This is a genomic window from Achromobacter dolens, from assembly GCF_902859745.1.
Taxonomy (GTDB): domain Bacteria; phylum Pseudomonadota; class Gammaproteobacteria; order Burkholderiales; family Burkholderiaceae_B; genus Achromobacter; species Achromobacter dolens.
Genome location: NZ_CADIJW010000001.1, coordinates 32,648 through 59,257, shown reverse-complemented (window position 1 = coordinate 59,257; position 26,610 = coordinate 32,648). Strand labels below are relative to the sequence as shown.

The window sequence follows — 26,610 nt, the reverse complement described above, 5'->3', positions numbered from 1 at the left end:
GTTTCACAAAAGGAGAATCAAAATCCCGGGCCTGTCACGCCCGGCAAGACAAGGCAGGTCAGCGTTCACCCAGCGATTGCTGCAACCCCTTGGTGATGGGCTTTGCGAGGTACTGAAGCACCGTGCGCTCGCGCGCCTTGATGTCCACGGTGGCGGTCATGCCCGCCCGCAGTTGGATCTGTTCGGAGGAATGGCGCTTGAACTCCGCTTCCCGGATCAGGATGCGGACGCGGTAGTAATGCGAAGGCCCCTGGCGTGTCTCTTCCTGAAGCACGTCGGGGCTGATGTAGCTCACCTCGCCCGACATGACGCCGAAGATGGAGGAGTCATAGGCATCGATGCGCACGTTGGCGCTCTGGCCCACCTGGACAAAGGCGATATCGGCGGGTCCGACCCGCGCCTCGGCCAGCAGGTCGCCGCCGGTCGGCAGGATTTCCATGACCGTCTCGCCGGGACGCACCACGCCCCCTATCGTGTTGACGCGGATGTTGTTGACGATGCCATCGGCCGTGGCGATCAGCCGCGTCTGTTCCAGCACCTGATTGCGGTCGCGCAACTGCTCGGTCTGGCTGGTCAGGTCTTCCTGCGCCTTGGTCATTTCCGCCTGCGCGTCCTGGAAATACTTGTTGCGCCGGCTGGTCATCTGCGCCTCGATGTCGGCGACCGCGCGTTGCAGCCGCAGGATCTCCGCCTGGCTGACGTCGCCTGTGGCCACCAGCTTGCGGTTGATCGACAGTTCCTGGCGCGCGAGCGACAGCATGTTGCGCAGCGCCGCCAGGTCTTCCTTGATCGCGGTGCGGCGCTTCTGGTACAGGTCGCGCTGATTGCGCATGTAGTCCTTGTAATCCTGCAGATCCGAGGGGAACGCCAGCGGGGTGCCATAGACCTCGGCATGCAGGCGCGCCAGCGTGATCCGCAGCGCCGCCACCTTGGCGTTGCTGTCGCTGACGGCGGCGCGGGCCCGCTCTTCCTGCAGCGTCGCCAGCACGTCGCCGGCATGGACCACGTCGCCCTCGCTGACATGCAGTTGGGTGATGATGCCGCCATCGGGCGACTGGATCACCTGGGTGCGCGCGGCGGCGATGATCTGGGCGGGCGCCCGCGTGACCTGGTCGATCTTGCCCACCGCGGCCCAGGCCAGCAACGCGCACAGGCCGGCGAACATGGCGCGCATGCACCAGCGCGCCCGGCGCGGCGGCGTGGCCAGCGAGACCCCATCCGATCCGTCCGCGGGCAACATCGGCGCCAAGGCATTCCCCTTGCCGCGCGAGCGGGAATCAATGATCAGCCGGCTCATGCCTGCGCTCCCGCCACGCCCAGGGAGGCCCCGGCGGCACGCCGGGCATCATCATCGCGCCGGGCGGCCTCCAGGTCTTTCAATACCGCATCGCGCGGGCCGTCCCTGACGATGCCGTTGCCGATCATGACCACGACGCGCTCGACCAACGGCAGCACATTGGGCTTGTGGGTCACGACCACCAGCGTCGCGCCGGCCCGCGCCTCTTCGGCCAACACGCCGAGGCAACGGCGCTCCTGGTCGTCGTCCATCGACGCGGTGGGCTCGTCCAGCAGGATGATCCGCGGCCGGCACAGCACCAGGCGGGTGAACGCCACCAGTTGCCGCTGCCCGCCGCTCAATCCCCGCCCGCCTTCGACGATGGGCCGGTCCAGGCCCTTCGGATGCGCGGCCACGATGCGATCCATGCCGGTGCGGCGCATGGCGCGCAGGATCTCTTCGTCGCCGGGATCGGGCAGCCCGATCAGGAGGTTCTCGCGCAGGGTTCCCTGGAACAGGCGATGGTCCTGCTGCAGGTAGCCGATCTGCCGGCTCAACGCCAGCCGGCTGATGTGCGACAGATCCAGGTCGTCCAGCAGTACGCGCCCGGATTGCGGCACGTACATGCCGGTCAGTACGCGCAGCAGTGTCGACTTGCCCGACCCGATCGGCCCGACCACCGCGATTCTTTCACCCGGCTGGATACGCAGGTTCGGCACGCGCAGGGCCACGGGATTGTCGCCATAGGCGAACGACACGTCTTCGAGCGCAAAGCGTCCTTCGATCCGCTCCGGCGCCAGCGGACGCCGCACGCCGTGGTTGTCGGTCTTGAGTTGATAGAGTTTTTCCAGGCCGTCCTCGGCGGCCAGCGCATGCGCGCGCTGGATCATCAAGCCCGGCACCGCCAGGATCGGATTCAGGATCCGGCCGCTCAGGATGGAGCAGGCGATCAGGGCGCCGGTGGTCATCTCGCCGTGCATCACCGTCAGGGCGCCCACGACGATCAACGAGGCATAGCTGAGTTGCTGGATGGAGCCGCCCAGATACCCCACGTTTTCGCTCAAGTGGCGCATCTTGAGATCGTTGGCGATGGTCCGCGCGCTGACATCGAGCCAGCGCGACAGGAAGCGCCACCCGCCCGCGCCGGCCTTGATGGTCTCGGCCCCTTCGACGGCCTCCACCAGCAGGCCCGTCTTGAGATTGGCATACGCCGCGCCCTCCTTGGCCTGGCGCGCGATCCGGCGCTGCGATGCCAGGCCGATGAACAGCGCGACCAGCGCGAACCCCAGCAAAACCAGGCCCACCGCCGGCGTAGCCAGCGCCATCACGATCGCCACGAACACCAAGGCCATCGGCAAGTCGACCAGCGCGAACAACGAAGACGCGGTGTAGAACGCGCGCACCTGTTCGTAGCCGCGGATCTGCGCCGCCAGCGAACCGACGGAAGCCGGGACCTGATCGATGCGCAGCGACATCAGGCGATGGAAGATGTCGCGCGAAAGCATGCCGTCGACCCCGACCACCACGTGATCCATCACGCGGGCCCGGGCGATCTTGACGGCGAGTTCGATCAGGACGCTGATCAATACCCCGGTCGCCAGCACGAACAGGGTGTACTCGCCACGCGTGGGGATGACACGGTCATACACCTGCATCGAGAACATGGAGGTGGCCAGCGCCAGCAGGCCGACCATCACGGAGCCGACGCACGCCTCGATCAACGCGCCGCGGTACGGCCGGATGGCCGCGTTGCGACGCGAGCGGAAGGTCTCGGCCGGTGCCGGCCCGACCGGATGGCCGCTGACCGCGGAAGAACCCGCCGGCGCCAGTTGCATCCGCGTGCAGCGGTCTTGCAGCGCGGCGCTCGCGAACGCCTGGGTGACGGTGCCGCATGCCACCATCCAGTCGCCCGTGGGCGCCAGGTCGGTCACGATGCCCCACTGGCCGTCCGGCAGATGGCACAGCAGCGGCAAATGCGCGGCATCGGGACGCCGCAACCCCTGCGGCGTCCCCACCCCCAACAGGCGGCACAACAGAACCAGCAACTCGGCGGGATGCTGGACGCCGGCGCATTGACGCAGGCCGGACCGCAATTGCAGCGGATCCAGCACCGCGCCCTGCAACGTGGCCAGCCGGTTCAATGCCCAGGCCAGCGACTCCAGCGGCTCCATCTTGGGGACGGCGCTCACGGCGCCAGCTCCGTCGCGCCCAGGCGCACCTGCAGGCGATAGGCGGCCGCGGCCAGCGCGGCCTGCGAGTCGGCCCGGGCGTACTGGTTCTGCGCCAGTTCCCGCACGGCATTCAACAGGTCGATCCAGGTCTTGCGTCCGGCGGTGAACTGACGGGAATAGGAGTCGAGCACGTGCTGCGAGCCGGTGACGGCGCTCTCCAGCGCCGCCAACTGATTCTCGGCCGCCGCGATCTGATCGATATCGCCGAGCATCGCCTCCCGCTGTTCGAGCCAGGCCGCGTCCACGGCCATGCTTGCCGCCGACACGCGCTCGCGCAGGGCATCGGCCTCGACACCGGTCGAGAACCCTGCGCCCGGCGTATAGCGCAGGCCCACGAACACGGATACGCCACGGTCGGTGCGCGCGCCCGGATAGGCATCGCCCAATGGGCGGTTGACGCGCAGGTAGGCCGTCGGCCAACGTTGCGCCGACTTGGCGTCGAGCTGGGCCCGCATGACGGCCACATCGCCCTGCGCCATTTTCACGGCCGCGCTGTCCCATGCCTGGGCGCCGACGTCTTCCGCCAGCAAGCGGGCCGAAACGTCTTTGACCTGCTGCGCGTCGGGCCACGCGGCCAGCGTGTCGGCCTCAGCGTCCAGCCCGGCCACGCCCGACAATTGCTCGATCCGTTGTGCCGCCAGCCGCAGGGCGGAACGCGCCGTCGTCAGGTCGACTTCCGTCTGCCGCAGGCGCGACAGCGCCAATTCGATGTCGACCGCCGGCGAAGCATCGGCCGCCACCCGGCGGCGCATCTGGGCTTCGTAGCCGCGCAGCCGGGTCATGGTTGCCTCGGAAATGGCAATCCGGTCTCGGGCGCTGATCAGCGACTGCCAGGCGCCGATGACCTGCAGCGCCAGTTGCTGGCGCTGCCATGTGACCCGCGCCTCGCTCTTGCTCACATCCGCGCGCGCCCGGTCGATATTGGCATTGATCTGGCCGCCATCCCATAGCGTCTGCTCGAGTTGGGCGCCCCGCGATGCGGGCGAGTTGACGGAAGTCGAGTGCGACTCCATGACCAGGGACGCCGAAGGCCACCAGCGCCGCCGGGCCGCGTCCACGTCGACCTTGGCCGCGTCCAGCTCCTGCAGCGCGCCACGCGCGAGCGGATGGCCGCGCATCGCCGCCTCGACCAGGGCCTGCAGTGTGATGGGAGCCTCCCCGGGCCCGGAGGCACCCGCGGGCGCGCCAACCGACGCTGTCTTGCCGCCGGTCACACCGGCCCCGGCCGTGCCGCCCGTCGCGACCAGGGCCATCGCGACGACGGCGCCCGCGCACCAGCGCATTGCTCCCCATGACCGGGATCGGCCCGCCCCGGACATCAGGACGACCATGACGTACCCGTATCCATTACGGACACAGCAATCGTTGCGCATCGGTGCATTTGCCAATCGGCATTGCACCCCGCCTGCATTTCAGTTTTATATTTTTTCATTATTACGACGACAAAAAAACGGCCCTGCAAGCCATTATTTCCACCTGGATGAAATCCCGCGATTCCAATTGAAATCGCTACGTGCATTCAGCAAGGAAATAACCCCGCCGGCACGATTCCTTCGCGAGAATCGAGGCGATTTGGCTAATGAATTAGAGCACTTGCGGCACACGCGTCATGCGTAACGCCATAGGTATTAATTTCGATGGAGCAATCGAATGTCAATGCGCACGCCGCACTCTAATAATTATTATTGCGGGAAGCAGGACAAATAAAACACATAGATATTTATAAAACCGCGGCTTGGTCTTATATTATCCGAAGCCATTTCCAATAATGATATTTTCAGCTCGAATTATTTCCGTCGAGCTGCTCAGATGGCGTGATATTCAGATAAAAGGAAACCGCTCTTTCCCGGGAATCTGATTCATCCGCAAGAAAGTGGCCGATCAACAACGGCTGCGGAATCGCCCCGCACACCACGATGGCCATTGCGGCCAGATCGGTCGATCGGCGGGAGGCGGCTCGATCAGAGCCCAAGGGTCGGTCGCGAATCCTGAAGCGGCGCGCCGCGCAGCGGCCCGCCGGGGAGCACCGGTACTCGGATACCGGCGCGGCTCCAGGCGAAGAGCCGCGCAAAAAAAACGCCGCTTCGAAAGCGGCGTCTTTGGGTGCCATGGCATCAAGCTCCCCGGGGGATGGAGAGCTTGGGCTCAAGCGAGAATTCGGGGTGGTGGGCTGAGCGAGACTCGAACTCGCGACCAACGGATTAAAAGTCCGCTGCTCTACCGACTGAGCTATCAGCCCGACCGAAGCCCAAAATTATGGCTGATTTCGTGGACCTTGTCAAAAAATAGAGGCCAGGATGCCTCCACGCCGGAACGATCGCTGTCCGCCAGCGGCGCCGCTGCACGCGACCCGCGCTGCGGCGGGACCGTGAAACGGCCGTTCGGCCCGCCTCAACGGAAAACGGCCGCTTGCGCGGCCGTTCTGCATCGGGGAGGCGAACCTGGCTTACCAGGCAGCCACCACCGCGCCCTTGAACTTGGTCTCGATGAATTGCTTCACGGCGGGGCTGTGGTAGATGCTGACCAGCTTGGCGAACTCGGGACGGTCCTTGTCCTTTTCACGCACCACCAGCACGTTGGCGTACGGCGAGTTGGGCGATTCCTGGGCGATGGCGTCGGTGGCCGGGTTCAGGCCCGCTTCCAGCGCGAAGTTGGTGTTCACGGCCGAAGCGTCGGTGTCGTCCAGCGAACGCGGCAACTGGGCGGCGTCCAGTTCGATGAAGCGCAGCTTCTTCGGGTTCTCGATGACGTCGATCGGGGTGGCCTTCAGGCCGGCTTCCGGACGCAGCTTGATCAGGCCATTGGCCTGCAGCAGCAACAGGGCGCGGCCGCCGTTGGTCGGGTCGTTCGGCAGCGCGATGCGGGCGCCTTCCTTCAGCTCGGACAGCGACTTGATCTTCTTGCTGTAGATGCCGATCGGGAAGATCACGGTCTTGGCGATGCTGACCAGCTTGTAGCCGCGGTCGGCGTTGGCGTTGTCCAGGTACGGCTGGTGCTGGTAGCTGTTCAGATCCAGGTCGCCCGAGGCCAGCGCGACGTTGGGCTGCACGTAGTCGGTGAACTCGATCACCTGGATATTCAGGCCCTGCTTGGCGGCTTCCTGCTTGACCACGTCGAAGATCTGGGCGTGCGGGCCGGCGGTGACGCCAACCTTCAGGGGCTTGTCCTGGGCCAGCGCGGGCTGGGCGAATACGGCGGCGCCGAGGGCGAACGCGGCCAGCGACTTCAAAACCTTGATGCTCATGTTGCGAATTTCCCGGATGTCGGAAGGAGGAGAAGAATGTTCGGTGTGATCAACGATGCGAGATGCGGCGCACGTAGCGGTCGCCCAGGCTCTGGATCAGTTGCACCAGCACGATCAGCACGATGACCACGGCGGCCATCACGTCGGACTGGAAGCGCTGGTAGCCGTAGCGGATGGCCAGGTCGCCCAGGCCGCCGCCGCCGATGGCGCCGGCCATGGCCGAGTAGCCGATCAGGCTGACCACGGTGACGATGGTGGCGGCGATCAGGCCGGGCAGCGCCTCGGGCAGCAGCACCTTCATGATGATCTGCATCGGCGAGGCGCCCATGGCGCGCGCAGCCGTGATCAGGCCCGGATCGACTTCGCGCATGGCGTTCTCGGCGATGCGCGCCATGAACGGGATCGCGGCCACCGACAGCGGCACGATGGCGGCGGTGGTGCCGATCGAGGTCTGCGCCACCAGGCGCGTGAACGGAATGATGGCGACCATCAGGATCACGAACGGCACCGAGCGGGTGGCGTTGATGACCGCGCCCAGCGCGTGGTTGACGGCCTGGTTCTCCAGCATGTTGCCGCGCGCGGTGACGGTCAGGATCACGCCCAGCGGAATGCCGACCAGCACCGCGATGGCGCTGGCCACGCCCACCATCAGCAGGGTGTCAAGCAGCGACGTAATAAGCAGGTCGATCAGTTGCGGGCTCATGAGCGATTTCTTCAACGGTGATGTCACGGGCGGTCAACGCGGCGATGGCGTCCTTGACCGCGGCGGGCGCGCCCTGGGCCAGCACGAACATCGTGCCGACGGCCACGCCCTGGATGTCTTCGACGCGCGCCTGCACCAGGCCCACGTCCAGCGAATACTGCGTCGACAGGTCGGACAGGAACGAGCCCGACGCGTCGGTGCCGGTCAGCGACAGGCGCAGCAGGCGCACGGCCTGGCCCGGCTTGGCGGCGGCCAGCGCCTCGATGCGCTGCTTGACGGCGGCCAGCGTGGCGTCGGTCAGGTCCGACGCCGTCGCGGCCGACACCATGGCGCGGGTCACTTCGTGGCGCGGCTGCGCGAACACTTCGCGGGTGCTGCCCATCTCGACCACTTCGCCCTGCGACAGCACGGCCACGCGGTCGCAGACCTCGCGCACCACTTCCATCTGGTGCGTGATCATGACCACGGTCACGCCGGTCTTGCGGTTGATGTCGCGCAGCAGCGCCAGGATGTTGTGGGTGGTCTCGGGATCGAGCGCGGAGGTGGCCTCGTCGCTGAGCAGCACGTCCGGATTGTTGGCCAGGGCGCGCGCGATGCCGACGCGCTGCTTCTGGCCTCCGCTGATCTGGCTGGGATAACGGTCGCGCAGGTGCTCCAGGCCCACCAGCGCCAGGAGGCGTTCGACGCGGGCCGGGATCTCGCTCTTGGCGACGCCGGCGATTTCCAGCGGCAGCGCCACGTTGCCGTACACCGTGCGGCGCGACAGCAGGTTGAAGCCCTGGAACACCATGCCGATGCGGCGGCGCTGCGCGCGCAGTTGCGCCTCGCTCAGCCCGGTCAGCGCCTGGCCGCCGATGGCGATGGAGCCCTCGTTGGGACGCTCCAGCAGGTTGATGCACTGGACCAGCGTGCTTTTACCGGCCCCGCTGGGGCCGATGATGCCGAAGACCTCGCCCTGCTGGATGTGCAGGTTGATGCCACGCAGCGCCTGGAACTGGCCGTGCGGCGTGGCGTAGGTCTTGGATAGGTTCTCGATCTGAATCATGGCAAGCGATTTTGTATCTTTTCTCTTCTAAAGAGAACGACCGTTTTTTCCATTTTTAATAACTAACAGTAATATAAGATGCGTCCGCGCAAAGACGTAAAGGGCAGTCGGGAAGGAAAGCCTTCCTGACTGCCCTTTTTCATCGGCGGCCGGCGAACCGGCCCCGCCTGGCTCAGCGAGCGCGCGAAATACGGACTTCCGCGCCGCGGCGCTTGACCTCCAGACCCTCGGACGGCGAAATGCGCAGGCCTTCCAGCCCCTTGATGTAGCTGGAGCCCTGCATCTGCATGACGCGGATCTTGTTGCGCATGACCACCGGGTTGTGCACCGGCATGCCGAACATCCAGACCTCGTCGAGGATGCGGGCCGAATTGAATTCACCGGTGTGCTGCGCGGCCGGGCCGAGACAGAGCATGTGCCCTTCGCGGCCGAACACCGGGAACTGGCCCAGCTCGCAATCGATGGTCCAGGTGGTGCCGCCTTCGTAGCGATGACCGGTGTTCAGGTCCCACCAGGCCTCGCCCTTGGGCAGGTACACCCGCACCTGCTTGCCCGGCGCGGTGATCGGCGCCACCAGCAGGGCCGGGCCGAGCAGGTACTGCAGATCCCATTCGTGGGCATGCGGGTCGTTGGGGAACGACAGCGCCATGGAGCGCTGCACCGGCAGCCCGGTGCGGGCAGCGTCCTCGATGGCGCCCAGCACGTAGGGCACCAGGCGGTAGCGCCACTGCATCCAGGTCTTGACGTGCGCCAGGGTCTCGTCGCCGAAGTCCCACGGCAGCAGGCCGGCGACGCCCTGGAACGAGAAATTGGCCGAGAACACGCCGGCGGTCAGCCAGCGCAGGTACAGCTCGGGCGTCATGTCGGCCGTGCCGCGCGAACCGGTGCCAATGCCGTGCACCTGGACCGGCAGGCCCGAGGCGCCGATCGACAGCGCGGTGCGCAGGGTATGGCGCAGGCCTTCCCAGGTGTTGTCGACCTGCGGGCCAACCTGCCACGGCAGCCGTTGCGCGGCCGGGAACAGGTCGGTGCTGGGCACCACGCCCTCGGGCGGCACTTTCAGGCCGGCGACGGCGTCGAACAACGCGCGGCGCACCAGCAGCGGATACATGCTGCGCAGCGCGGGGCCGGTCTCGCCGTTGCGGGCGGAGACGCCATCGGGAATGGCGATCTGGGCGTCGCAGGCCGGCGCGTCCAGGCCGTCCTCGACCAGTTGGCGATGTCGCTCGACCCAGAGGTTGTAAATGTCGCGGTAGGTCAGGTCCAGCAGACCGTAGGGCTGGCCCGAGGTGGCGGCATTGCCGTCGAACACCTGCGCCGAGCCATCTTCGCGCGTCAGCAGCCAGCCGCGGTCTTCGAGTTCCTCGAACAGCGGGCTGGTCTTGATGACACCCGGGAAACCCGACGCCGCCACATGCACGTTGTGCTTGTGGAACAGCGCCAGCATCTGCTTGGCATCGGGGAAGCGCTGGGCGTCCCATTCGAACACGGTCTTGTCGGCCTGGAAGCCCCAGGCCGCCGGCTGCGCCAGGGTCACGGCATCCACCGGAATCTGGTTTTCGCGCATGCGGCCCAGCAGGGCCACGGTCTGTGTCGGCATCTCGCCGCTGGCCTGCTGCAGCCACGCGCCCATCGCCCACAGCACCGGCTGGCCGGCGCGGCCGGTCAGGGCGGTGTACTGGTTGAGGATTTCGGCGGGCTCGCCGGCGAACAGGAACACATCCAGCACCACGTCGTCGACGCTGACGACGTAGGCCGAATCGGCCGGCGCCGTGCCAACCGCGTGCTCGACGCGGCGCATCGTGTTGACGTACAGCCCCCAGCCGCGCGGGCTCCATGCCAGCGGCAGGGCGCGATGCTCGGGATCGTCGGAGACCACGGATTCTTCGCGGCGGTTCAGATCGCCCGGGGTTTCGCCCAGACCGTACACCCGCTCGCCCGGCAGCAGGGTAAAGCCCGCCGTCCAGGCCGCGGCGTCGGCCTGGTCCAGCGCGTTGTGCCCGAATGCGGGCGTATGCGCGGAAACCTCGGACTCGAACACCCGCTCTTCATTGCGGTAGAGCGCAAAGCGCACCGGGTTGGATTGGAGCTCCAGGGCCACGTCGCCCTGGGTGATGCGCCAACCGTCCCCGCCTTCGCGCGGGGCGATGGCGGCCTCGCCCACCGCCTCCTGGCGCGCGAGCAGCATCTCGGCCACGGCGCGCGCGCGCGCGCCGGGTTTGTCATCGGTAAGGTGGTTCGCCTCGCCGCAGCGCAGGCGGAACACACCAGGCGCATGCGCCTCGACTACCAGGTGCAACCCATCGCCCGCGTCGAAATCGATGCGACTGGGGCGGGACGTCAGCAGCTCGATGTTGTCGAGCTGGGTAGTATGGGCAAAGTCGAACTTGGGCGGCACAGAGCATCCCCCGGCTTAAGCCAAAAACCATCAAAAGACGCTATTTTGACGGATTTGAGCTTTGAAATAAACTCAGTCCCTCTTTTGGATGGCGATATCATCCGAAAAAAGGGGTCGCAAAGCCCCCGGCTGGCCCCCCGCAAGTCATCGCCAGAGCGCCACCGGAACACCAAACCTGCGCCCAACGCGGGTTCATTTGGCGCCAAATCCTGGCATTTGCCACAATTCTACGCCACCCCGCTCCGGGTTCTGCACGCCCCGGAAGTTTTTTTCAGCGTGGGGCGATCAACCGGGACAGATCGGTTTCAAGAGGTGACGGCTCGCCGCAAAGCCGGGCCGCAACCAGGTCCCCCATCAACGCGGACCAGGACAACCCGCGCGACGCGTAGCCCGCCGCCAACCACAACCCCGGCGCATGGGCCAGCTCGCCCACGGCGGGCAGGCGCCCCGGCAACACCGCCCGCCACCCCGCCCAGCCCGGCAGCGTGCCAGGCACGAGCGCGTCGAAGGCGGGAAAGTCGCCGCTGCTGAGCAATCCCGCCGCCTTGTCCAACGTCACGCGCTGGCCTTCGGCGCCGATACACGCCTCGCTGGCGCCATGCACGTACGTACTGCCCGCCACACAACCCGCGCCAGTGTCCGGCAATAGGTAGCCCTCGCCCCCGACCACGCAACGCGGACCGCCGCCCAGCGCCGCGGCCGGTATCAGTGTGACCTCGCCTGCCAGCGCATGCATCTGCGCTACCCGCGGCAGCGGCGCCAGCAGGCCACTGGCCGCCAGCACACCCTGGGCGCCGAAGGCGTTGGCCAGGATCACGACATCGGCCCGCGCCAGCTCCGCATCGGCGGCGTCGAGCGCGCGCCAACCCGTGCCGTCCGGCGCCACCCGCGCCACCGTCCCCGCCGCCACGCGCACGCCGGGCGTCGCCAGCAAGGCCGGAATCAACTGGGCGGGCTGCACCAGCATGCCCTGCCCGAAGAAAATACCGCCGCGCGCCAGCGGCAATCCGGCCAGCGCGCTGGCCTCGTCGCGGCTGACCGCGCGCACCCAGTCACGCGGAAACGCCAGCACCGACAGGGTTTCCTCCAGCGCGGCGGCGCGCCCGGCGTCACGTTCCAATTGCACGGTCCCGCACCGGATCGGCGCGGCGCCGCCGGCCAGCCCGGCCCAACGCGCCCGGGCGCGTGCACTGCCGGCGCGCGACAGGCGCGCGCGCGCATTGTCGTCGCGCGCCAGCACCGGCGTCAGCGCAGCCGCGGTGTGGCCGGCATGGGCCAGCGCGCCCCCCGCCAGCGCCGCATCCAGCACTGTTACCCGCCAGCCCCGCAGCGCCAGGGACTGCGCAATGCCCGCCCCCGCCAGGCCCGCCCCCACCACCAGCGCATGGCGGCCAGGGTCGGCCGTGGCGGCCGGCGCGGCGTCGGCGCCGACCGCCACCGCGCCTACCGTCATGTGCCATTTGCCGCCATAGCCCGGCGCCCGCCGCACGTCGAACCCCGCATCGCGCAGGGCCTGGCGCAGTTCACCCGTGCAGGCCCAGGTGGCCACCGTGGCCTGCGGCGCGGCCAGCCGCGCCAGGTCCTTGAGCAAGGCGGCCTGCCACATGCGCGGGTTGCGTTCGGGTGCGAAACCGTCGAGGAAATACGCATCGACTCGCGCGGCGAGCCGCGGCGCCAACACCTGCGCGTCGCCGAAACCCAGCGTCAGCGTCACCGCGCCGCCCTCGAATTCCAGCCGGTGCAGGCCGGGCAGCAAGGCCGGCCACTGGGCCGCCAGTTGCGTCGCCAGCGCAGCCACGGGCTCGGGCGCATGGCGCGCCAGCAAGGCTCGCAGGTCTTCGCCGCCGAATGGATGCGCCTCCAGCGACACCACGTGCAGGGTGCGCGAACGCTGTGGATCGTCGCGCCAGGCGCGCCACAACGCCAGGAAATTGAGGCCCAGGCCGAAACCGGTCTCGCAGACGGTGAAGGCGCCGCGACCGCGCCAGCGTTCCGGCAGGCCGTTGCCCCGCAGGAAAACGTGTTCCGCCTGGCCCAACGCGCCCGACGGCGAGTGATAGACGTCGCCATAGACCGGGCTGTACAGCCGGCCCTGGGCATCGAATTCAGCGACGGCGGGGGTCAGGGGCGCATAGGACGAGGACATGAAAACGGCGGCGATCGGAAAAGAAGGATTATCGGCTGGCGCAGCCGGCTGCGTTGGATATGCGCCACGGGCACGCGGGCTTTTGCCGCGTCGCCACGGATTTGACGCATGGGTGGGCTTACACTGGTTTCATGGAAACCTATGACCCGCCCCGCTCGCTCGCCTCGCCCGTAGACCTGTGCGCCGCGCTTGACGCCGCGGTCACGGCAGCCCACGCCGGCGCGGCCATCCTGCAATCCTACGCGCATCATCGCGCCGACCTCGTGATCGATCGCAAGGCGCGCAACGATCTCGTGTCCCAGGCCGATCGCGAGGCCGAGGCCGCGATCATCGAACAATTGCAGGCGCGCACGCCCAAGTTCGGCATCGTCGCCGAAGAGACCGGCGGCCAGGCGCAGGGCGCCGCCACCTGGTACATCGACCCGCTCGACGGCACCACCAATTTCCTGCACGACATTCCGCACTACGCCGTCTCGATCGCGCTCATCGCGCATGCCGGCACCGCGGTATCCCCCACCGAACGCCTGGCGCGCGACACGCCCGTGGCGGGCGTGGTCTACGATCCCTGCCGCGAAGAACTGTTCACCGCCGTGTACGGCCTGGGCGCCTGGCTCAATGGCCGGCGCATCAGTTGCTCGCGCACCCGCACGCTGGACGACGCCGTGCTGGCGACGGGCTTTCCCTTCCGTGATTTTTCCTTCGCCAGCCAATACATGCCGATGCTGCATGACGCCATCAACCGAGCCCGCGGCGTGCGGCGCATGGGCGCGGCCGCGCTGGATCTGGCATGGACCGCCTGCGGCCGCTATGACGGCTATTGGGAAATGGGATTGGCGCCCTGGGACGTGGCCGCGGGCACGCTGATCGTGCGCGAAGCCGGCGGCGCCTGCAGCGACATGCACCAGCAGGACTCCTGGCCCATCGGCGGACGCGTCGTGGCCGGCAACCCCGACATCGAGCGCGCCCTGCACGAGATGATCGCCCCCCACCTGGACCAGCCGGGCTGAGGCCCGGCCGTCCCCACGCCGCGCGCGCTCAGGCCGCCTGGCCCTGCGGCGCCGCGGCCTCGGCGTCCGGACGCAGTTCGCGCCGCAGGATCTTGCCGACGTTGCTCTTGGGCAACTCGTCGCGAAACTCGACGAAGCGCGGCCGCTTGTAGCCGGTCAGCTTGTCCTTGCACCACTGCTGCACCTGGGCCTCGGTCAGCGAGGCATCCTTCTTCACCACGAAGACCTTGACGGCCTCGCCCGAATGCCCGTCCGGCACCCCGATGGCGGCGCATTCGAGCACGCCCGGCATCTGCGACACCGCCGCCTCGACCTCGTTCGGATAGACCTTGAAACCCGACACGGTGATCATGTCCTTCTTGCGGTCGACGATGCGCGTATAGCCCTTGTCGTCCATGATGCCGATATCGCCGGTGCGGAAGAAGCCGTCGGCGGTCATCGCCTGGCGGGTCTCTTCCGGCTTCTGCCAGTAGCCCGCCATGACCTGCGGCCCGCGGATGGAGACCTCGCCGCGCTCGCCCAGCGCCACCTCGTGGCCCTCGTCATCCAGGATGGCGACGTCGGTGGAGGGCAGCGGCAGCCCGATCGAGCCCGAATACGCATCGGTATCGGTCGGATTGACCGTGGCCACCGGCGAGGTTTCGGACAGGCCATAGCCTTCGACCAGCGGCCTCCCGGTGACCTTGAGCCAGCGCTCGGCCACCGCCTGCTGCACCGCCATGCCCCCGCCCAGCGTCAGCCGCAGGCCGGAGAAATCCAGCTTGGCGAAGTCCTCGTTGTGGACCAGCGCATTGAACAGCGTATTGACGCCCGGGAACACGTTGATGGGCGTTTTGCGCCACGCGCCGATCAGCGACGGCTGGTCGCGCGGATTGATGATGAGCACGTTGCGCATGCCGGCGTGCAGCCCGTACAGGCCGCAGACCGTCATGGCGAACACGTGATACAGCGGCAACGCGCTCAGGATCGTGACCTGCCGCGCCGCCAGGTCATGCAGCGCGGGCGAGGCCACCGCTTCCATCTGCATCACATTGGAGGTCAGGTTGCGATGCGTCAGCATCGCGCCCTTGGGCACGCCGGTGGTGCCGCCGGTGTACTGCAGCACGGCCAGGTCGTCCATCGAAATGGCCGGCGCGGTGAACGGCAGGCCCGCCCCCGAGGCCAGCACCTTCGACAGCATCTGCGCGCCCTCGATGTGCCACGCCGGCACCAGTTTCTTGATGTAGCGCGCCGCCAGGTTCACCAGCGGCGCCTTCAGGCCGCCCAGCAGGTCGCCCGGCCCGGTCACCACCACGTGCTTGAGCTGGCCGCGGTCCGACACGCTCTGCAGCGTGTGGGCAAAATTCTCAAGGATGACGATGACCGCCGCGCCGCTGTCCTGCAACTGTCGTTGCAGTTCATCGGGGGTATACAGCGGATTGACGTTGACCACCGCGTGTCCGGCTCGCAGCGTGCCCAGCAGCGCCACCAGGTAGGCCGGCACGTTGGGCATCATCAACGCGACCCGCGACCCCTTGGGCAGCCCCAGGCTTTGCAGCCAGGCGGCGAACCCGCGGCCGTGCGCGTCCAGCTCCGCATAGGTGATGTCGCTGCCCATGGCGGTGCAGGCGATGCGGGTCGCGTACTGCTTGCAGGCCCGGTCCAGCAGGTCGGTCAGCGAGGTGTAGCCGTCGATGGAGATATCGGCGGGCACGCCTTTCGGGTAATGGGCAAGCCACGGACGGGTCATGGTGTTTGTCTCCATTAAATTGGTTTTTGATTGATGATAACCTTGTTGCGTTCCCATATTCCGCCTGATTCTTTCCATGAAACTGCTCGATCCCATCGTTGCCTGGCGCGACGATATCTCCCAGATCCGACGCGACATCCACGCGCATCCCGAATTGGCGTTCGAGGAATTCCGCACCGCCGACGTGGTCGCGGCCAAGCTCGAAGAATGGGGCATTGAAATCCATCGCGGCCTGGGCGGCACCGGCGTGGTCGGCATCATCCGCGGCGACCGTCCCGGCGAACGCGCCGTCGGCCTGCGCGCCGACATGGACGCCCTGCCGATGCAGGAAGCCAACACCTTCGCCCACGCCAGCAAGCACGCCGGCAAGATGCACGCCTGCGGCCACGACGGTCATACCGCCATGCTCCTGGCCGCCGCTCGCTACCTGTCGCAGCACCGCGACTTCGCCGGCACGGTGTACGTGATCTTCCAGCCCGCCGAGGAAGGCGGCGGCGGCGCCAAGCGCATGATCGACGACGGCCTGTTCACCCGCTTCCCGATGGAAGCCGTGTTCGGCATGCACAACTGGCCCGGCATGGCGCCCGGCCAGTTCGGCGTGACCGCCGGCCCCATCATGGCCTCCAGCAACGAATTCTCCATCGTGGTCAAGGGCAAGGGCACCCATGCAGGCATGCCCAACCTGGGCATCGACCCGGTGATGGCGGCGGTGCAACTGGCGCAATCGCTGCAGACCATCATCACGCGCAACCGCAATCCGCTCGACGCCGCGGTCCTCAGCATCACGCAGATCCACGCCGGCAGCGCCGACAACGTGGTGCCCAATCACGCCGAGCTGCGCGGCACCGTGCGCACCTTCACGCTGGAGGTGCTGGACCTGATCGAACGCCGTATGGAAGAGATCGCGCGCCACACCTGCGCCGCCATGGACTGCGAGGTGGAGTTCACCTTCCAGCGCAACTACCCGCCCACCATCAACCATCCCGACGAAGCCGCGTTCTGTGCCGAGGTCATGCGCGACATCGTCGGCGCCGACAAGGTCAACGACCACGTGCAGCCCACCATGGGCGCCGAGGACTTCGCCTTCATGCTGCAGGAACTGCCCGGCTGCTACGTCTGGATCGGCAACGGCGTCGGCGACCACCGCGCCGCCGGCCATGGCCTGGGCCCCTGCATGCTGCATAACGGCAGCTACGACTTCAACGACGACCTGCTGCCGCTGGGCGGCACCTACTGGGTGCAACTGGCGCTCAAGCGCTTGGCCAAGGCCTGACGCGCCGCTAGAAGTCGCCCGCCTGCGCCGTCCGCACCGCCTGGCACATCGCCAGGAAGCGCTGGGCGGCGCGGGCGGCGGCATCCGCGTGCGGCACCAGGATGCTCAGCGTGCGCGTCAGCGGACGCGGCAACAGCCGCAAGGCCGCCAACGCGCCATCCTCGTGCCGCATCGACATGGCCGACACGAAGCCCACGCCGAGCCCGGCGCGCACCGCCTGCTTCACCCCCTCCACCCCCGCCAGTTCCAGCCCGATCGACGGCGCGAGGCCGGCGTCGGCGAACGCGCGCTCGACCAGCCGCCGCACGCCTGAGCCCGGTTCCCGCATCACCAGCGCCGACTGCGCCAGGTCGCGCAGCGTCACCGCGCCCTTGCCGGCCAGCGCGTGGTCGGCCCGCACGATCGCCACCACCTCGTCCTGCCGCCACGCGTGCACCGCGGTATCGGCCGGCAGGCCCGTCGGCACGTCGCCCTCGATGAACGCCAGGTCCAGCGCGGGCAGGCGCTCTACGATCTCGCGCGTGTTGCCATCGGACAGGTGCAGGCTGACCGCCGGAAACGCCTGGCGGAAATCCGCCACCAGGGCGGGCAACAGGTAGCTGGCGGGCGTGGTGCTGGCCCCCAGGCGCAGCGCGCCGGTCTCCAGGCCGCGCCAGGACTCCCGCACCGCCTGCGCCTGGCGGTACACCTGGCGCAATTGCCGCGCCTGCTCGGCAAGGCGCTCGCCCGCTTCGGTCAGGGCGATGCCGTGGCCGCTGCGGCGGTACAGCGGCTCGCCGAACCATTCCTGCAAGGCGCGCAACTGGCCCGACACGGCCGGCTGTGACAGGTGCAGTTGCTGCGCCGCGCGGCTGATATTGCCGGCATCGGCCACCGTGGCGAAGGTGAGCAATTGATCGGGGGTCATGGGCGGTCCGGGCGGCGGCAGCCGTATTATCAGAATTTCCGATATTTCATATCAAAAATGAAAATTTTCCAAATAACGACCATGAAATTAATATTTCGCCTAGTTATTTAGATATGCACGAAGGCCCGCCATGAGCACCGCCAGCACCACCGCCCCCCACCATGCCGCCCCTGCCGCGCCGCCCGCCGCGGCCGCCGCGGCCACGCCCTGGCGCGACAAGCTCAACGGCGTGCTGTTCGTCGGCCTGATGTCGGCCGCGGTGATGCAACTGGCGGACCTGCCCGCCATCCGCCAGCTCGGTTTCTCGCCGCTGGTGGTCGGTATCGTGTGCGGCATGCTGTACGGCAACTTCCTGCGCGGCACCATGCCGGTCGATTGGGGCGTGGGCGTCAACTTCACCGCGCGCCGCCTGCTGCGCATCGCCGTGGCCTTCTATGGCCTGAACATCAGCATCCAGCAGATCGCCGCCGTCGGCCTGCCGGGCCTGGCGGTCTCGGTGGCGGTGGTGGTGGGCACGCTGCTGATCGGCACCTGGGTCGGCCAGCGCCTGCTCGGGCTGGACCGCGACACCGCCATGCTGACGGCCGCCGGCAGCGCCATCTGTGGCGCGGCCGCCGTGCTGGCCTTCGAGCCGACCCTGCGGGCGCAGCCGCACAAGAGCGCCGTGGCGGTGGCCACGGTGGTGCTGTTCGGCACGCTGTCGATGTTCCTGTACCCGGTGCTGTACCACGCCGGCTGGCTGCCTTTCGACACCCAGGCGCTGGGCATCTACATCGGCGGCACCATCCACGAAGTGGCGCAGGTGGTGGGCGCGGCCAGCAACATCGACCCCGCCACCACGGAAGTCGCCACCATCGTCAAGATGACCCGCGTCGCGCTGCTGGTGCCGGTGCTGCTGATCCTCGGCCTGTACCTGCGCAGCGCCGCCAGCCACGCCGGCGGCAACGCCAAGGGCGCCAAGCTGCCCATTCCCTGGTTCGCGGTCGGCTTCCTGGCCCTGGCCATCATCAACTCGCTGAACATCATCCCGGCGGACGTCGTCGCCGCCATCCGCCGCCTGGACGTCTTCGCCCTGACCATGGCCATGACCGCGCTGGGCATCGAAACGCGCTTCGCCAACATCCGCAAGGCCGGTCCGCGCGTGATGGCGCTGGGCCTGATCCTGTACGTCTGGCTGCTGGTCGGCGGCTACGGCATCGTCAAGCTGGCGTCCTGATCCGCGGGCGCTTCGATAAAGCGTCCCGACGTGGCGCCGGCCCGCGCCGGCGCCACGTTTTTCCTGCATAATCGGCTGGTTGCCTTGCATTGGAGCCGGCCGCATGACCTCCAGCACCAAAACCCCCTTCACGACTTTGCCCGCCAATCGCGACGCGGTATTGCGCGTCATGCCAATGCCGGCGGACGCCAACATCCACGGGGACGTTTTCGGCGGCTGGATCATGTCCCAGGTCGACATCGCCGGCTCGATTCCCGCTGCCCGCCGCGCGGCCGGCCGGGTCGCCACCGTCGCCGTCAATGCGTTCCAGTTCAAGCAACCCGTGTTCGTGGGCGACCTGCTCAGCTTCTATGCCTCCATCGTCAAGACCGGCAAGACCTCCATCACCGTCTCGGTCGAGGTCTACGCGGAGCGCCAGCGCCTGGATGCCGAAGTCGTCAAGGTCACCGAAGCCACGCTGACCTACGTCGCCACCGACGAAGCGCGGCGCAGCCGCCCTCTCCCCATTCTTTGAGCCGTATCGCATGACGCAGTCCGCCGCCGCGCAGAAACCGCCCGCGACGCCCCGCCGCCTCGACCCGGAAGACGCGCAGCACGCCCTGGCGGAAGTCCAGGAGCGCCTGCGCCGCCAACAGTTGGTGGCCGACCTGGTGCATCGCCAGGAAGAAGGCGACGCCAAGGCCAACCTGGTCGAAGACCTGGTGCACCGCCAGCACGAGGCCGAGCTCAAGACCCTGCTGGACGGCCTGCATCCCGCGGACATCGCCTTCATCCTCGAATCGCTGCCCAAGGATGAACGCCAGGCGATCTGGAAGCTGGTCAGCCCCGAGCACGACGCCGACGTGCTGCTCGAGGTCGAGGACTGGGTGCGCGAGTCGCTGATCGAGGCGATGGACCGCCAGGACCTGGTGGCCGCCACCGGCAACATGGACGCCGACGAACTGGCGGACCTGGCGCCCGACCTGCCGCCGGACGTGGTGGCCGAGGTCCAGAAAGGCCTGACCGAGGAAGAGCGCGCGCAACTGCTGGAAGCGATGGGCTATCCGGAGGACAGCGTCGGCGCCATCATGGACTTCGAAATGGTCCGGGTGCGCGAGGACGTCACGCTCGAAGTGGTGCTGCGCTACCTGCGCCGCCTGCACGAACTGCCCGACCACACCGACCAGATCTTCGTGGTCGACCGCCAGGACAAGCTGCAAGGCATCCTGCCGCTGTCGCGCCTGCTGGTCAGCGAACCCGAAACCGAAGTGCGCGCGGTCATGAACGCCGACTTCCTGACCCTCAACCCGCTCGACTCCGACGCCGACGCCGCCGGCGCATTCGAACGCTACGACCTGGTGTCGGCGCCCGTGATGGACGACCAGGGCCGCCTGATCGGCCGCGTCACCATTGCGGACGTGGTCGACGTGATGCGCGAAGACTCACAGGAGCAGGCCCTGTCGCGCGCCGGTCTGCAGGAAGAGGACATCTTCGCCCCGGTCAGCACCGCGCTGCGCAACCGTGCGCCCTGGCTGCTGTTCAATCTCTGTACCGCCGCCACGGCCTCGTTCGTGGCCTCGCAATTCGAGGGCACGGTCAGTCAGATCGTGATCCTGGCGTTTCTGATGTCCATCGTCGCCGGCATCGGTGGCAACTCGGGCAACCAGACCATGACGCTGATCATCCGCGCCCTGGCGATGGGCCGGATCACCGGCCGCAACCTGTGGCAACTGGTCAAGCGTGAACTGTTCGTGACCCTCATGGTGGGCCTGTGCGGCAGCCTGGTTGCGGCCCTGTTCGCCTGGGTGATTTCGCACTCCCTGTCGATCGCGCTGGTGATGATGGCCGCCATGGTCTGCAACATGCTGGTCGGCGCGTCGGTCGGGGTGCTGGTGCCGATGGTGCGGGCCCGTTTCGGCAAAGATCCGGCCATGGGATCCTCGGTCCTGCTGACCTTCGCGACAGACTCGCTGGGCTTTTTCATCTTCCTGGGCCTGGCCACGATTTTCCTGCTGTAGCGCGTCCGCAACGGACCCGCGCACGAATGTTTCACCGGATGTCCTGAACACTCGTTTGACAGCGACATGACAGTCAATATGACGGCCGCTCCGTTACAGTAACGGGGTTGTCATCATTTTCTGTCCCCGCAATGACCGCCCGTTTCCGGGCAGCGCTTTTTTGCCTGCTGCTCTCCACTTTCAGCGCCGCCGCGCACGCCTGCGATAACCTTCCCTCGTGGGCCCAATCCGCCTGTCAACGCCTCGACCAGATCTGGACCGAAGGCGGCAACGACCTCTATTTCAGCGGCTACGCGTGGCACAACCGCGCCATGTACAGCCGCGAAAAGATCAACAGCTTCAACGAGCTGGCCTGGGGCGGCGGCTATGGCCGCAGCATCTACGACGAAGACGGCGACTGGCAGGGCCTGTACGCCATGGCCTTCCTGGACTCGCACAGCAAGGTCGAGCCGATCGCCGGCTATGGTTTCCTGAAGATCGGACGGGTCAGCGAGAACTTCCGGCTGGGCGCCGGCTATACGGTCTTCCTGACCGCGCGCCGCGACATCATGAGCTACGTGCCCTTCCCCGGCGTGCTGCCACTGGTCTCGGCCGGCTACAAGGACACCATGCTGTACGCCACCTACATCCCCGGCTCGCGCGGCGCGGGCAACGTGCTGTTCATGTTCGGCCGCTGGGCCTTCTGACGGCCCGGCGCGCCGCCGCGGAACGGCCCCGGGCGCCCGCCGCAAGGCGCTTCGGCGGCCTCGGGCGCGCCGCCCTTCAGCAGGGCTGCATGCCCAGGCGGCGCACCAGCTCGCCCAGGCGCCAATCGTCAATGCCGTGGGCGCGCAGCGCCTTTTCGGTTTCCACCACGTAATCCAGGCACGGGCCTGAATGCCCAACCGCGTTGCGCACCGATGCCAGCAGGCGGTCGTCGCTCAGGTCGGCGGCGTATTCCTGGCAGGCGCGGTTCAAGAGGAAAACCAGTCCGCGCACGGGCGCCTGTTCGGTGTGGCAGGCCAGCCAGCGCGGCGTGTAGGCGCCGGTGACCATCTCGCGGCGCCATAGCGCCTCGAACACCTCCGGCACGTCGCAGGCGGCAATCTGAAATGCCACGCCGCGGCAGCAGCCGCCGCGATCCAGGCCGAACACCAGCCCGGGGTTGTCGGGCGAGCCGCGGTGGTCGTGCGACCAAAGGCAAAGCGAGCGGTGATAGCCGCGCACCGTGGCCAGGCGCCGTTCGCGCCAGGCAAAACCGGGATGCCAGATGAGGGAACCATAGGCGAACACCCACAGGTCGTCGGTGCCGTTCCATCCCACCAAAAGATCTTCCACCGACGCGGGTTGCGTCTTCGCCAGTCCGGCGCAGCCGGCGGGTACTGCCAACGACATAGGGTCCTCTGATATCCCGGGTTCATTCCCATGGCGGGAATGACGGATATGCTACGCCGCCTGGCGCGCAAAAGAATTGCGAGATGGGCCGCGCGCAACACCCCGAAAGAAATTTGTATTCGCCGGAGGGCGGCGCCAGGGAAAAAAATTGCGCATCGGCGCCGGGGCCCGATTGCCACCGGCCGCCCCCCTGGGGACGGTCCCGCACGGAGCGCGTCGGCCGCCCGCGCCTAGAGCGCGTCCAGCGGCAATTCCGTGGTGCTCTTGATCACTTCCATCGAGAAACTGGCGCTGACGTCCAGCAGGTCGACCGCGCCGATCAGGCGGCGGTAGAAGCGGTCGTAGGCCGCCATGTCCTCGACCACCACCTTGAGCAGGTAGTCGATGTCGCCGGCCATGCGGTGGAACTCGACCACGTTCGGCAGCGCCATGACCGCATTGATCAGGCTCTGGGTCCATTTCTCGTTGTGCTGGCTGGTCTTGATCGAGACGAACACGGTCAGGTTCAGCCCCAGCGCGCGCGGATCCAGCAGGATCGCGTTGCGGGCGATGACGCCATCGTCCTTGAGCTTCTGGATGCGGCGCCAGCAGGGGGTGACGGACAGATTGACCTGCTCGGCGATCTCGGCGACCGAGCAGGTGGCGTCCTTCTGCAGCAACGCCAAGATCTTGATGTCCGTCTGGTCCATGGGGGTTCCTCAAGCGATATCGCCGCAATCTTGCCCTGACGCCCCGACCGCGTCCAGCCGTGGAACACCCTAAGCGGCCGTGGCTTCAGTACGTGCCGGGGTAGCCACCGCCGTCAAGCAGGATGTTCTGCGCCGTCATGTAGCCAGCGTGCGCCGAGCAGACGTAGGCGCACAGCGCTCCCAGTTCCTCGGGCTGGCCATAGCGGCCGGCCGGGCTGGCGCGGCCCCGCTCGTCCCAAAGCTGTTCGAAGGTCTTGCCCCCCTCTTCCAGCATGCCGCGGATATGGCGCGCCTGCGCGTCGGTGGCGAAGGCGCCCGGCAGCAGGTTGTTGATGGTGACGTTGTGGCGCACGGTCTGACGCGCCAGGCCGCTGACAAAGCCGATCAGGCCGGCGCGGGCGCCGTTGGACAGTCCCAGCTCGGCGTGCGGCGCCTTGACGCTGCGCGAGACGATGTTGACGATGCGCCCGAAGCGCCGTTCGATCATGCCGTCGACCACGCGGCGGATCATGTCGATGGGGCCCAGCATCATGGAATCTAGCGCCGCGATCCAGTCTTCATGGCTCCAATCGCGGAAATCGCCAGGCATGGGGCCGTCGGCGTTGTTGATGAGGATGTCGGGGTGCGGACACGCGGCCAGCGCGGCGTCGCGGCCCTTGTCCAGCGTCAGGTCGGCCGAGACCCAGCCCACGCCGATGCCCGCGACGCGGGCGATCTCGGCGGCCGCCTGCTCCAGCGTCTGCGGGTTGCGGGCCGCGATCGTCACCGCCACGCCCTCGCGCGCCAACTGCAGGGCGCAGGCACGGCCCATGCCGCGGCTGCCGCCAAATACCAATGCCGTCTTGCCGCTGATCCCCAGATCCATGCCTGACTCTCCAGAGTGATGCCGTGAAGCGGATCAGTATAGGAGCGGCAGGCCGCGGCAGGGGTGGAATTTTTTTCTAATGTTCGGGCCCCGGCGGCCGAATTTGGCAAAGGCATTCCAGCGCAAATCCCTAAGATGAAACCTCGTCATTCAGGGGCCCGCCCATGACCTCCGTCCAACTTGCCGCCGCAGACCTGCGCTCGCTGTGCGAATCGGTGCAGGTCGCCCAGATGAACGCGGCCCGCGGCCTGCTGCGCGAGCTGGCCAGCAGCGTCGCCAATGCCGGCGACATGCTGCGCGGCCTGCCCGAAGACCTGCGCGCCGGCCGCGCCGACACCTACACCCGCCATATCGCCTACGCCGATCCGCATGGCGCCTTCACCGTCGCCTACCTGATCTGGCGCCCGGGGCAGTTCAGCCCGGTGCACGGCCACAAGACCTGGTGCACCTACCAGGTCCTGCAAGGCGAACTGGCCGAAACCCACTACCGCTGGGACCCTGCCGCCGCCGCGGCCATTGCCTGCGGCGAGATCAGTCGCCGGCCGGGCGATGTCGGCACCGCCGCCCCGGGCCTGCATCAGATCCACCGCCTCGGCAACGCTGGCCCGGGCGTCGCCGTGTCCCTGCATATCTACGGGGTCGACCAGGCCGACCTCTGCACCGGCGTCAACCATCTGGTGCCCACGCCCGCGCCGCACTGACGCCGTCCGCCGCAACCGGCATCCCGAAAAAAAGCGGGGCCTTCCAAGGCCCCGCTGCATATTTCCCGGCCGGGTTCTCAGCCCATCCACTGGCTGACCGGCGCCGCCGCGTCCTGCAGCGGCTGCGCCACCACGTCGATCAGCGCCGGGCCGTCATGCTCCATCGCCGCCTTGATCGCCGCGTCCAGCTTGGCCGGATCCTCGACCCGCCAGGCCTTCACGCCATAGGCTTCCGCGATGCGGGCGTGGTCGGTGCGATCGAAGTCCACACTGTAGTAGCGCTTGTCGTAGCCGGCCTTCTGGCTGGCCTTGATCCAGCCATAGACCGAGTTCGAAAACACGATCATCAGCAGCGGCGCCTTGTGGCGCACGATGGTCTCGAGCTCGCCGACCGTGAAGCCGAAGCTGCCGTCGCCCATCACCGAGACGCACTTGGCGTTCGGCCGGCCGACCCAGGCGCCCAGCGCCGCCGACATCGAAAAGCCCAAGGCGCCATGGGCGCGGTTGGTGATGAAGTGGCGGCCGGGCCGCGACACGTCGTAGTAAGCCGAGAAGTACGGGCACGGCGTGCCGGGATCCGCGCACACCACGGCATCGTCGGGCAGCAGGCGATTGAGCGACTGCACCACGCGTTCGGGGCGGATCGGCGCCTCCAGGCTGCTCGCCAGCGGCTCCAGTTGCGCGCGCCGCGCGGCCTTGGCGCGGCCCGCCAGCACCGCGCCATCAACGGCGTCGGACGGCCGGTGCGCCAGGCGCGCCTGCACCTCGGCGCCCAGCGCCTGCAGGGCGAGCTTGGCGTCGCCCACCATGCCGACTTCGGTCAGGTAGTTGGCGCCGATCACCATCGGATCGATGTCGATGTGCAGGATCGGCACGTCGCGGTTCGGGAAGCGCCAGTGCTCGGTCGAGGTCGAACCCGCGCGGCAGCCGACGAACAGCACCACGTCGGCCGCGGCCACCACGTCGCGCGTGGCCATCACGCCGCCGTTCGAACCCACCACGCCCGCGTTCAGCGGATGGGTGTCGGCCAGGCTGCCCTGGCCGCTGACGGTCACGCAGACCGCCGCCTTCAGGCTCTCGGCCAGTTCCTGCAGCGCGCCGCTGGCGCCGGCGATCACCACGCCGCCGCCGCAGATGATGACCGGCGAACGCGCGCCCACCAGGCGCTGCGCCGCGCGCGCCACGTCCGACGGATCCGGCGCGTAGCGCAGCGACGGAAACTGCGCATGCTCGGGCTGGGCCCAGACGTCGGCGCCATCGACCTGCTGCTTCATCACGTCATACGGAAAGCACAGGTGCGCCGCGCCGGGCTTGCCGGTGGTCATGGCGCGGAACGCCGCGCGCACCATGCCGGGGATCTGGTCGGCGCGATCGATGGTGCGGTTCCACTTGGTCAACGGCCGGTACAGTGCCTCCTGGTCCAGTTCGGTCAGCGGGTACTTGCCGCGCGAGCCCACCGCCACGTCGGAGGTGATGCCCAGCACCGGAATGGACGATTCGTTGGCCTCCACCAACCCCGGCAGCAGATAGGTCGCGCCGCCGCCGCTGGGCCCTTCGCACACGCCCACCTTGCCGGTCACGCGGGCATAGGCGTCGGCCATGTAGCCGGCGCTGCGCTCGTCACGGGTCAGGATGTGTCGCATGCCATGATCCAGCCGGTAGAGCGCGTCGTAGAACGGCAGGCTGGTATCGCCGCACAGGCCGAAAATATGTTTGACGCCGTTGTGTTGCAGCATCCGCACCATTGCTTCGGCGCCAGTCAAGGTATCCATGTCTTCTCCACGCGATGCGCGGACCGGGCGGCGCGCG

The 26,610-nt window shown here is 67.7% G+C and carries 22 protein-coding genes and 1 tRNA gene; 7 read left to right on the top strand and 16 right to left on the bottom strand.

The features are described 5' to 3' along the window. Window positions 1-58 precede the first annotated feature (58 nt). The 10 genes from HV783_RS00260 to mnmC form a co-directional block, all read right to left on the bottom strand. Window positions 59-1,297 (bottom strand): beta-barrel domain-containing protein, encoded by a 1,239-nt coding sequence (locus HV783_RS00260; protein ID WP_175142026.1) that lies wholly within the window; start codon window positions 1,295-1,297, stop codon window positions 59-61. Then, entirely contained in the window at window positions 1,294-3,465 is a 2,172-nt protein-coding gene (locus HV783_RS00255; protein WP_231133063.1) for an ATP-binding cassette domain-containing protein, read from the bottom strand. The genes HV783_RS00260 and HV783_RS00255 overlap by 4 nt, the downstream gene beginning before the upstream one ends. After that, entirely contained in the window at window positions 3,462-4,838 is a 1,377-nt protein-coding gene (locus tag HV783_RS00250) for a TolC family protein (RefSeq protein WP_175188459.1), read from the bottom strand. The genes HV783_RS00255 and HV783_RS00250 overlap by 4 nt, the downstream gene beginning before the upstream one ends. 446 nt (window positions 4,839-5,284) lie before the next feature. After that, window positions 5,285-5,617, bottom strand: coding sequence for a hypothetical protein (locus HV783_RS00245; RefSeq protein ID WP_175188456.1), 333 nt, complete (start codon window positions 5,615-5,617; stop codon window positions 5,285-5,287). Window positions 5,618-5,670: 53 nt separating this feature from the next. Then, window positions 5,671-5,746: transfer RNA gene (locus tag HV783_RS00240), tRNA-Lys, on the bottom strand. A 207-nt stretch (window positions 5,747-5,953) separates the two neighbouring features. After that, entirely contained in the window at window positions 5,954-6,751 is a 798-nt protein-coding gene (locus HV783_RS00235) for a MetQ/NlpA family ABC transporter substrate-binding protein (protein WP_049071433.1), read from the bottom strand. Between the two features lie 49 nt (window positions 6,752-6,800). Beyond that, complete coding sequence (locus tag HV783_RS00230; RefSeq protein WP_006388812.1) at window positions 6,801-7,454, bottom strand: methionine ABC transporter permease; 654 nt, start codon at window positions 7,452-7,454, stop codon at window positions 6,801-6,803. Then, window positions 7,411-8,499 carry a methionine ABC transporter ATP-binding protein gene (locus HV783_RS00225; RefSeq protein WP_054501893.1) on the bottom strand — a complete coding sequence of 363 codons (1,089 nt, stop codon included), beginning with the start codon at window positions 8,497-8,499 and terminating at the stop codon, window positions 7,411-7,413. The genes HV783_RS00230 and HV783_RS00225 overlap by 44 nt, the downstream gene beginning before the upstream one ends. 172 nt (window positions 8,500-8,671) lie before the next feature. After that, window positions 8,672-10,897, bottom strand: a complete 2,226-nt coding sequence (locus HV783_RS00220) for a glycoside hydrolase family 31 protein (RefSeq protein WP_054501894.1) — start codon at window positions 10,895-10,897, stop codon at window positions 8,672-8,674. A 271-nt stretch (window positions 10,898-11,168) separates the two neighbouring features. Beyond that, entirely contained in the window at window positions 11,169-13,043 is a 1,875-nt protein-coding gene (mnmC, locus tag HV783_RS00215; RefSeq protein ID WP_175188454.1) for a bifunctional tRNA (5-methylaminomethyl-2-thiouridine)(34)-methyltransferase MnmC2/FAD-dependent 5-carboxymethylaminomethyl-2-thiouridine(34) oxidoreductase MnmC1, read from the bottom strand. Between the two features lie 131 nt (window positions 13,044-13,174). On the opposite strand from mnmC, the gene HV783_RS00210 reads away from it, so the two are divergent. Next, window positions 13,175-14,050: an inositol monophosphatase family protein gene (locus HV783_RS00210; protein WP_054501983.1), complete on the top strand. Its 876-nt coding sequence runs from the start codon at window positions 13,175-13,177 to the stop codon at window positions 14,048-14,050. 28 nt (window positions 14,051-14,078) lie between these two features. On the opposite strand, the gene HV783_RS00205 is transcribed toward HV783_RS00210, so the two are convergent. Further along, window positions 14,079-15,779 carry an AMP-binding protein gene (locus tag HV783_RS00205; RefSeq protein WP_162876703.1) on the bottom strand — a complete coding sequence of 567 codons (1,701 nt, stop codon included), beginning with the start codon at window positions 15,777-15,779 and terminating at the stop codon, window positions 14,079-14,081. Between the two features lie 76 nt (window positions 15,780-15,855). Here HV783_RS00205 and HV783_RS00200 point away from each other — a divergent pair, with 76 nt between their 5' ends. Next, a complete protein-coding gene (locus HV783_RS00200) occupies window positions 15,856-17,052 on the top strand; it encodes a M20 aminoacylase family protein (protein ID WP_054501897.1) in 1,197 nt (398 codons plus the stop codon). 7 nt (window positions 17,053-17,059) lie between these two features. Here HV783_RS00200 and HV783_RS00195 read toward each other — a convergent pair whose 3' ends face one another. Then, the gene (locus HV783_RS00195) at window positions 17,060-17,959 is read right to left on the bottom strand and encodes a LysR family transcriptional regulator (protein ID WP_054501898.1); all 900 of its coding nucleotides are present in this window, start codon (window positions 17,957-17,959) and stop codon (window positions 17,060-17,062) included. Window positions 17,960-18,089: 130 nt separating this feature from the next. Between HV783_RS00195 and HV783_RS00190 the strand changes: the two genes are divergently transcribed. The 4 genes from HV783_RS00190 (at window position 18,090) to pagP (ending at window position 21,858) form a co-directional block, all read left to right on the top strand. Next, complete coding sequence (locus tag HV783_RS00190) at window positions 18,090-19,175, top strand: YeiH family protein (protein ID WP_054501899.1); 1,086 nt, start codon at window positions 18,090-18,092, stop codon at window positions 19,173-19,175. A 103-nt stretch (window positions 19,176-19,278) separates the two neighbouring features. Continuing rightward, window positions 19,279-19,689 carry an acyl-CoA thioesterase gene (locus HV783_RS00185; protein ID WP_006388802.1) on the top strand — a complete coding sequence of 137 codons (411 nt, stop codon included), beginning with the start codon at window positions 19,279-19,281 and terminating at the stop codon, window positions 19,687-19,689. Window positions 19,690-19,699: 10 nt separating this feature from the next. Then, entirely contained in the window at window positions 19,700-21,172 is a 1,473-nt protein-coding gene (gene mgtE / locus HV783_RS00180; protein ID WP_054501900.1) for a magnesium transporter, read from the top strand. Window positions 21,173-21,303: 131 nt separating this feature from the next. Then, window positions 21,304-21,858, top strand: coding sequence for a lipid IV(A) palmitoyltransferase PagP (pagP, locus tag HV783_RS00175; protein WP_175188452.1), 555 nt, complete (start codon window positions 21,304-21,306; stop codon window positions 21,856-21,858). A 76-nt stretch (window positions 21,859-21,934) separates the two neighbouring features. Here the strand turns inward: pagP and HV783_RS00170 are convergent, their stop codons facing one another. From HV783_RS00170 to HV783_RS00160, 3 genes are all read right to left on the bottom strand, one after another. After that, the gene (locus HV783_RS00170) at window positions 21,935-22,546 is read right to left on the bottom strand and encodes a gamma-glutamylcyclotransferase (protein ID WP_054501901.1); all 612 of its coding nucleotides are present in this window, start codon (window positions 22,544-22,546) and stop codon (window positions 21,935-21,937) included. A gap of 230 nt (window positions 22,547-22,776) precedes the next feature. After that, window positions 22,777-23,235, bottom strand: a complete 459-nt coding sequence (locus tag HV783_RS00165) for an Lrp/AsnC family transcriptional regulator (protein WP_054501902.1) — start codon at window positions 23,233-23,235, stop codon at window positions 22,777-22,779. 85 nt (window positions 23,236-23,320) lie between these two features. Further along, window positions 23,321-24,100 (bottom strand): SDR family oxidoreductase, encoded by a 780-nt coding sequence (locus HV783_RS00160; protein WP_064527143.1) that lies wholly within the window; start codon window positions 24,098-24,100, stop codon window positions 23,321-23,323. A 164-nt stretch (window positions 24,101-24,264) separates the two neighbouring features. Between HV783_RS00160 and HV783_RS00155 the strand changes: the two genes are divergently transcribed. Beyond that, complete coding sequence (locus tag HV783_RS00155; protein ID WP_054501904.1) at window positions 24,265-24,801, top strand: cysteine dioxygenase family protein; 537 nt, start codon at window positions 24,265-24,267, stop codon at window positions 24,799-24,801. 77 nt (window positions 24,802-24,878) lie between these two features. On the opposite strand, the gene HV783_RS00150 is transcribed toward HV783_RS00155, so the two are convergent. Then, the gene (locus HV783_RS00150) at window positions 24,879-26,573 is read right to left on the bottom strand and encodes a thiamine pyrophosphate-binding protein (RefSeq protein ID WP_054501905.1); all 1,695 of its coding nucleotides are present in this window, start codon (window positions 26,571-26,573) and stop codon (window positions 24,879-24,881) included. Between the last annotated feature and the right edge of the window lie 37 nt (window positions 26,574-26,610).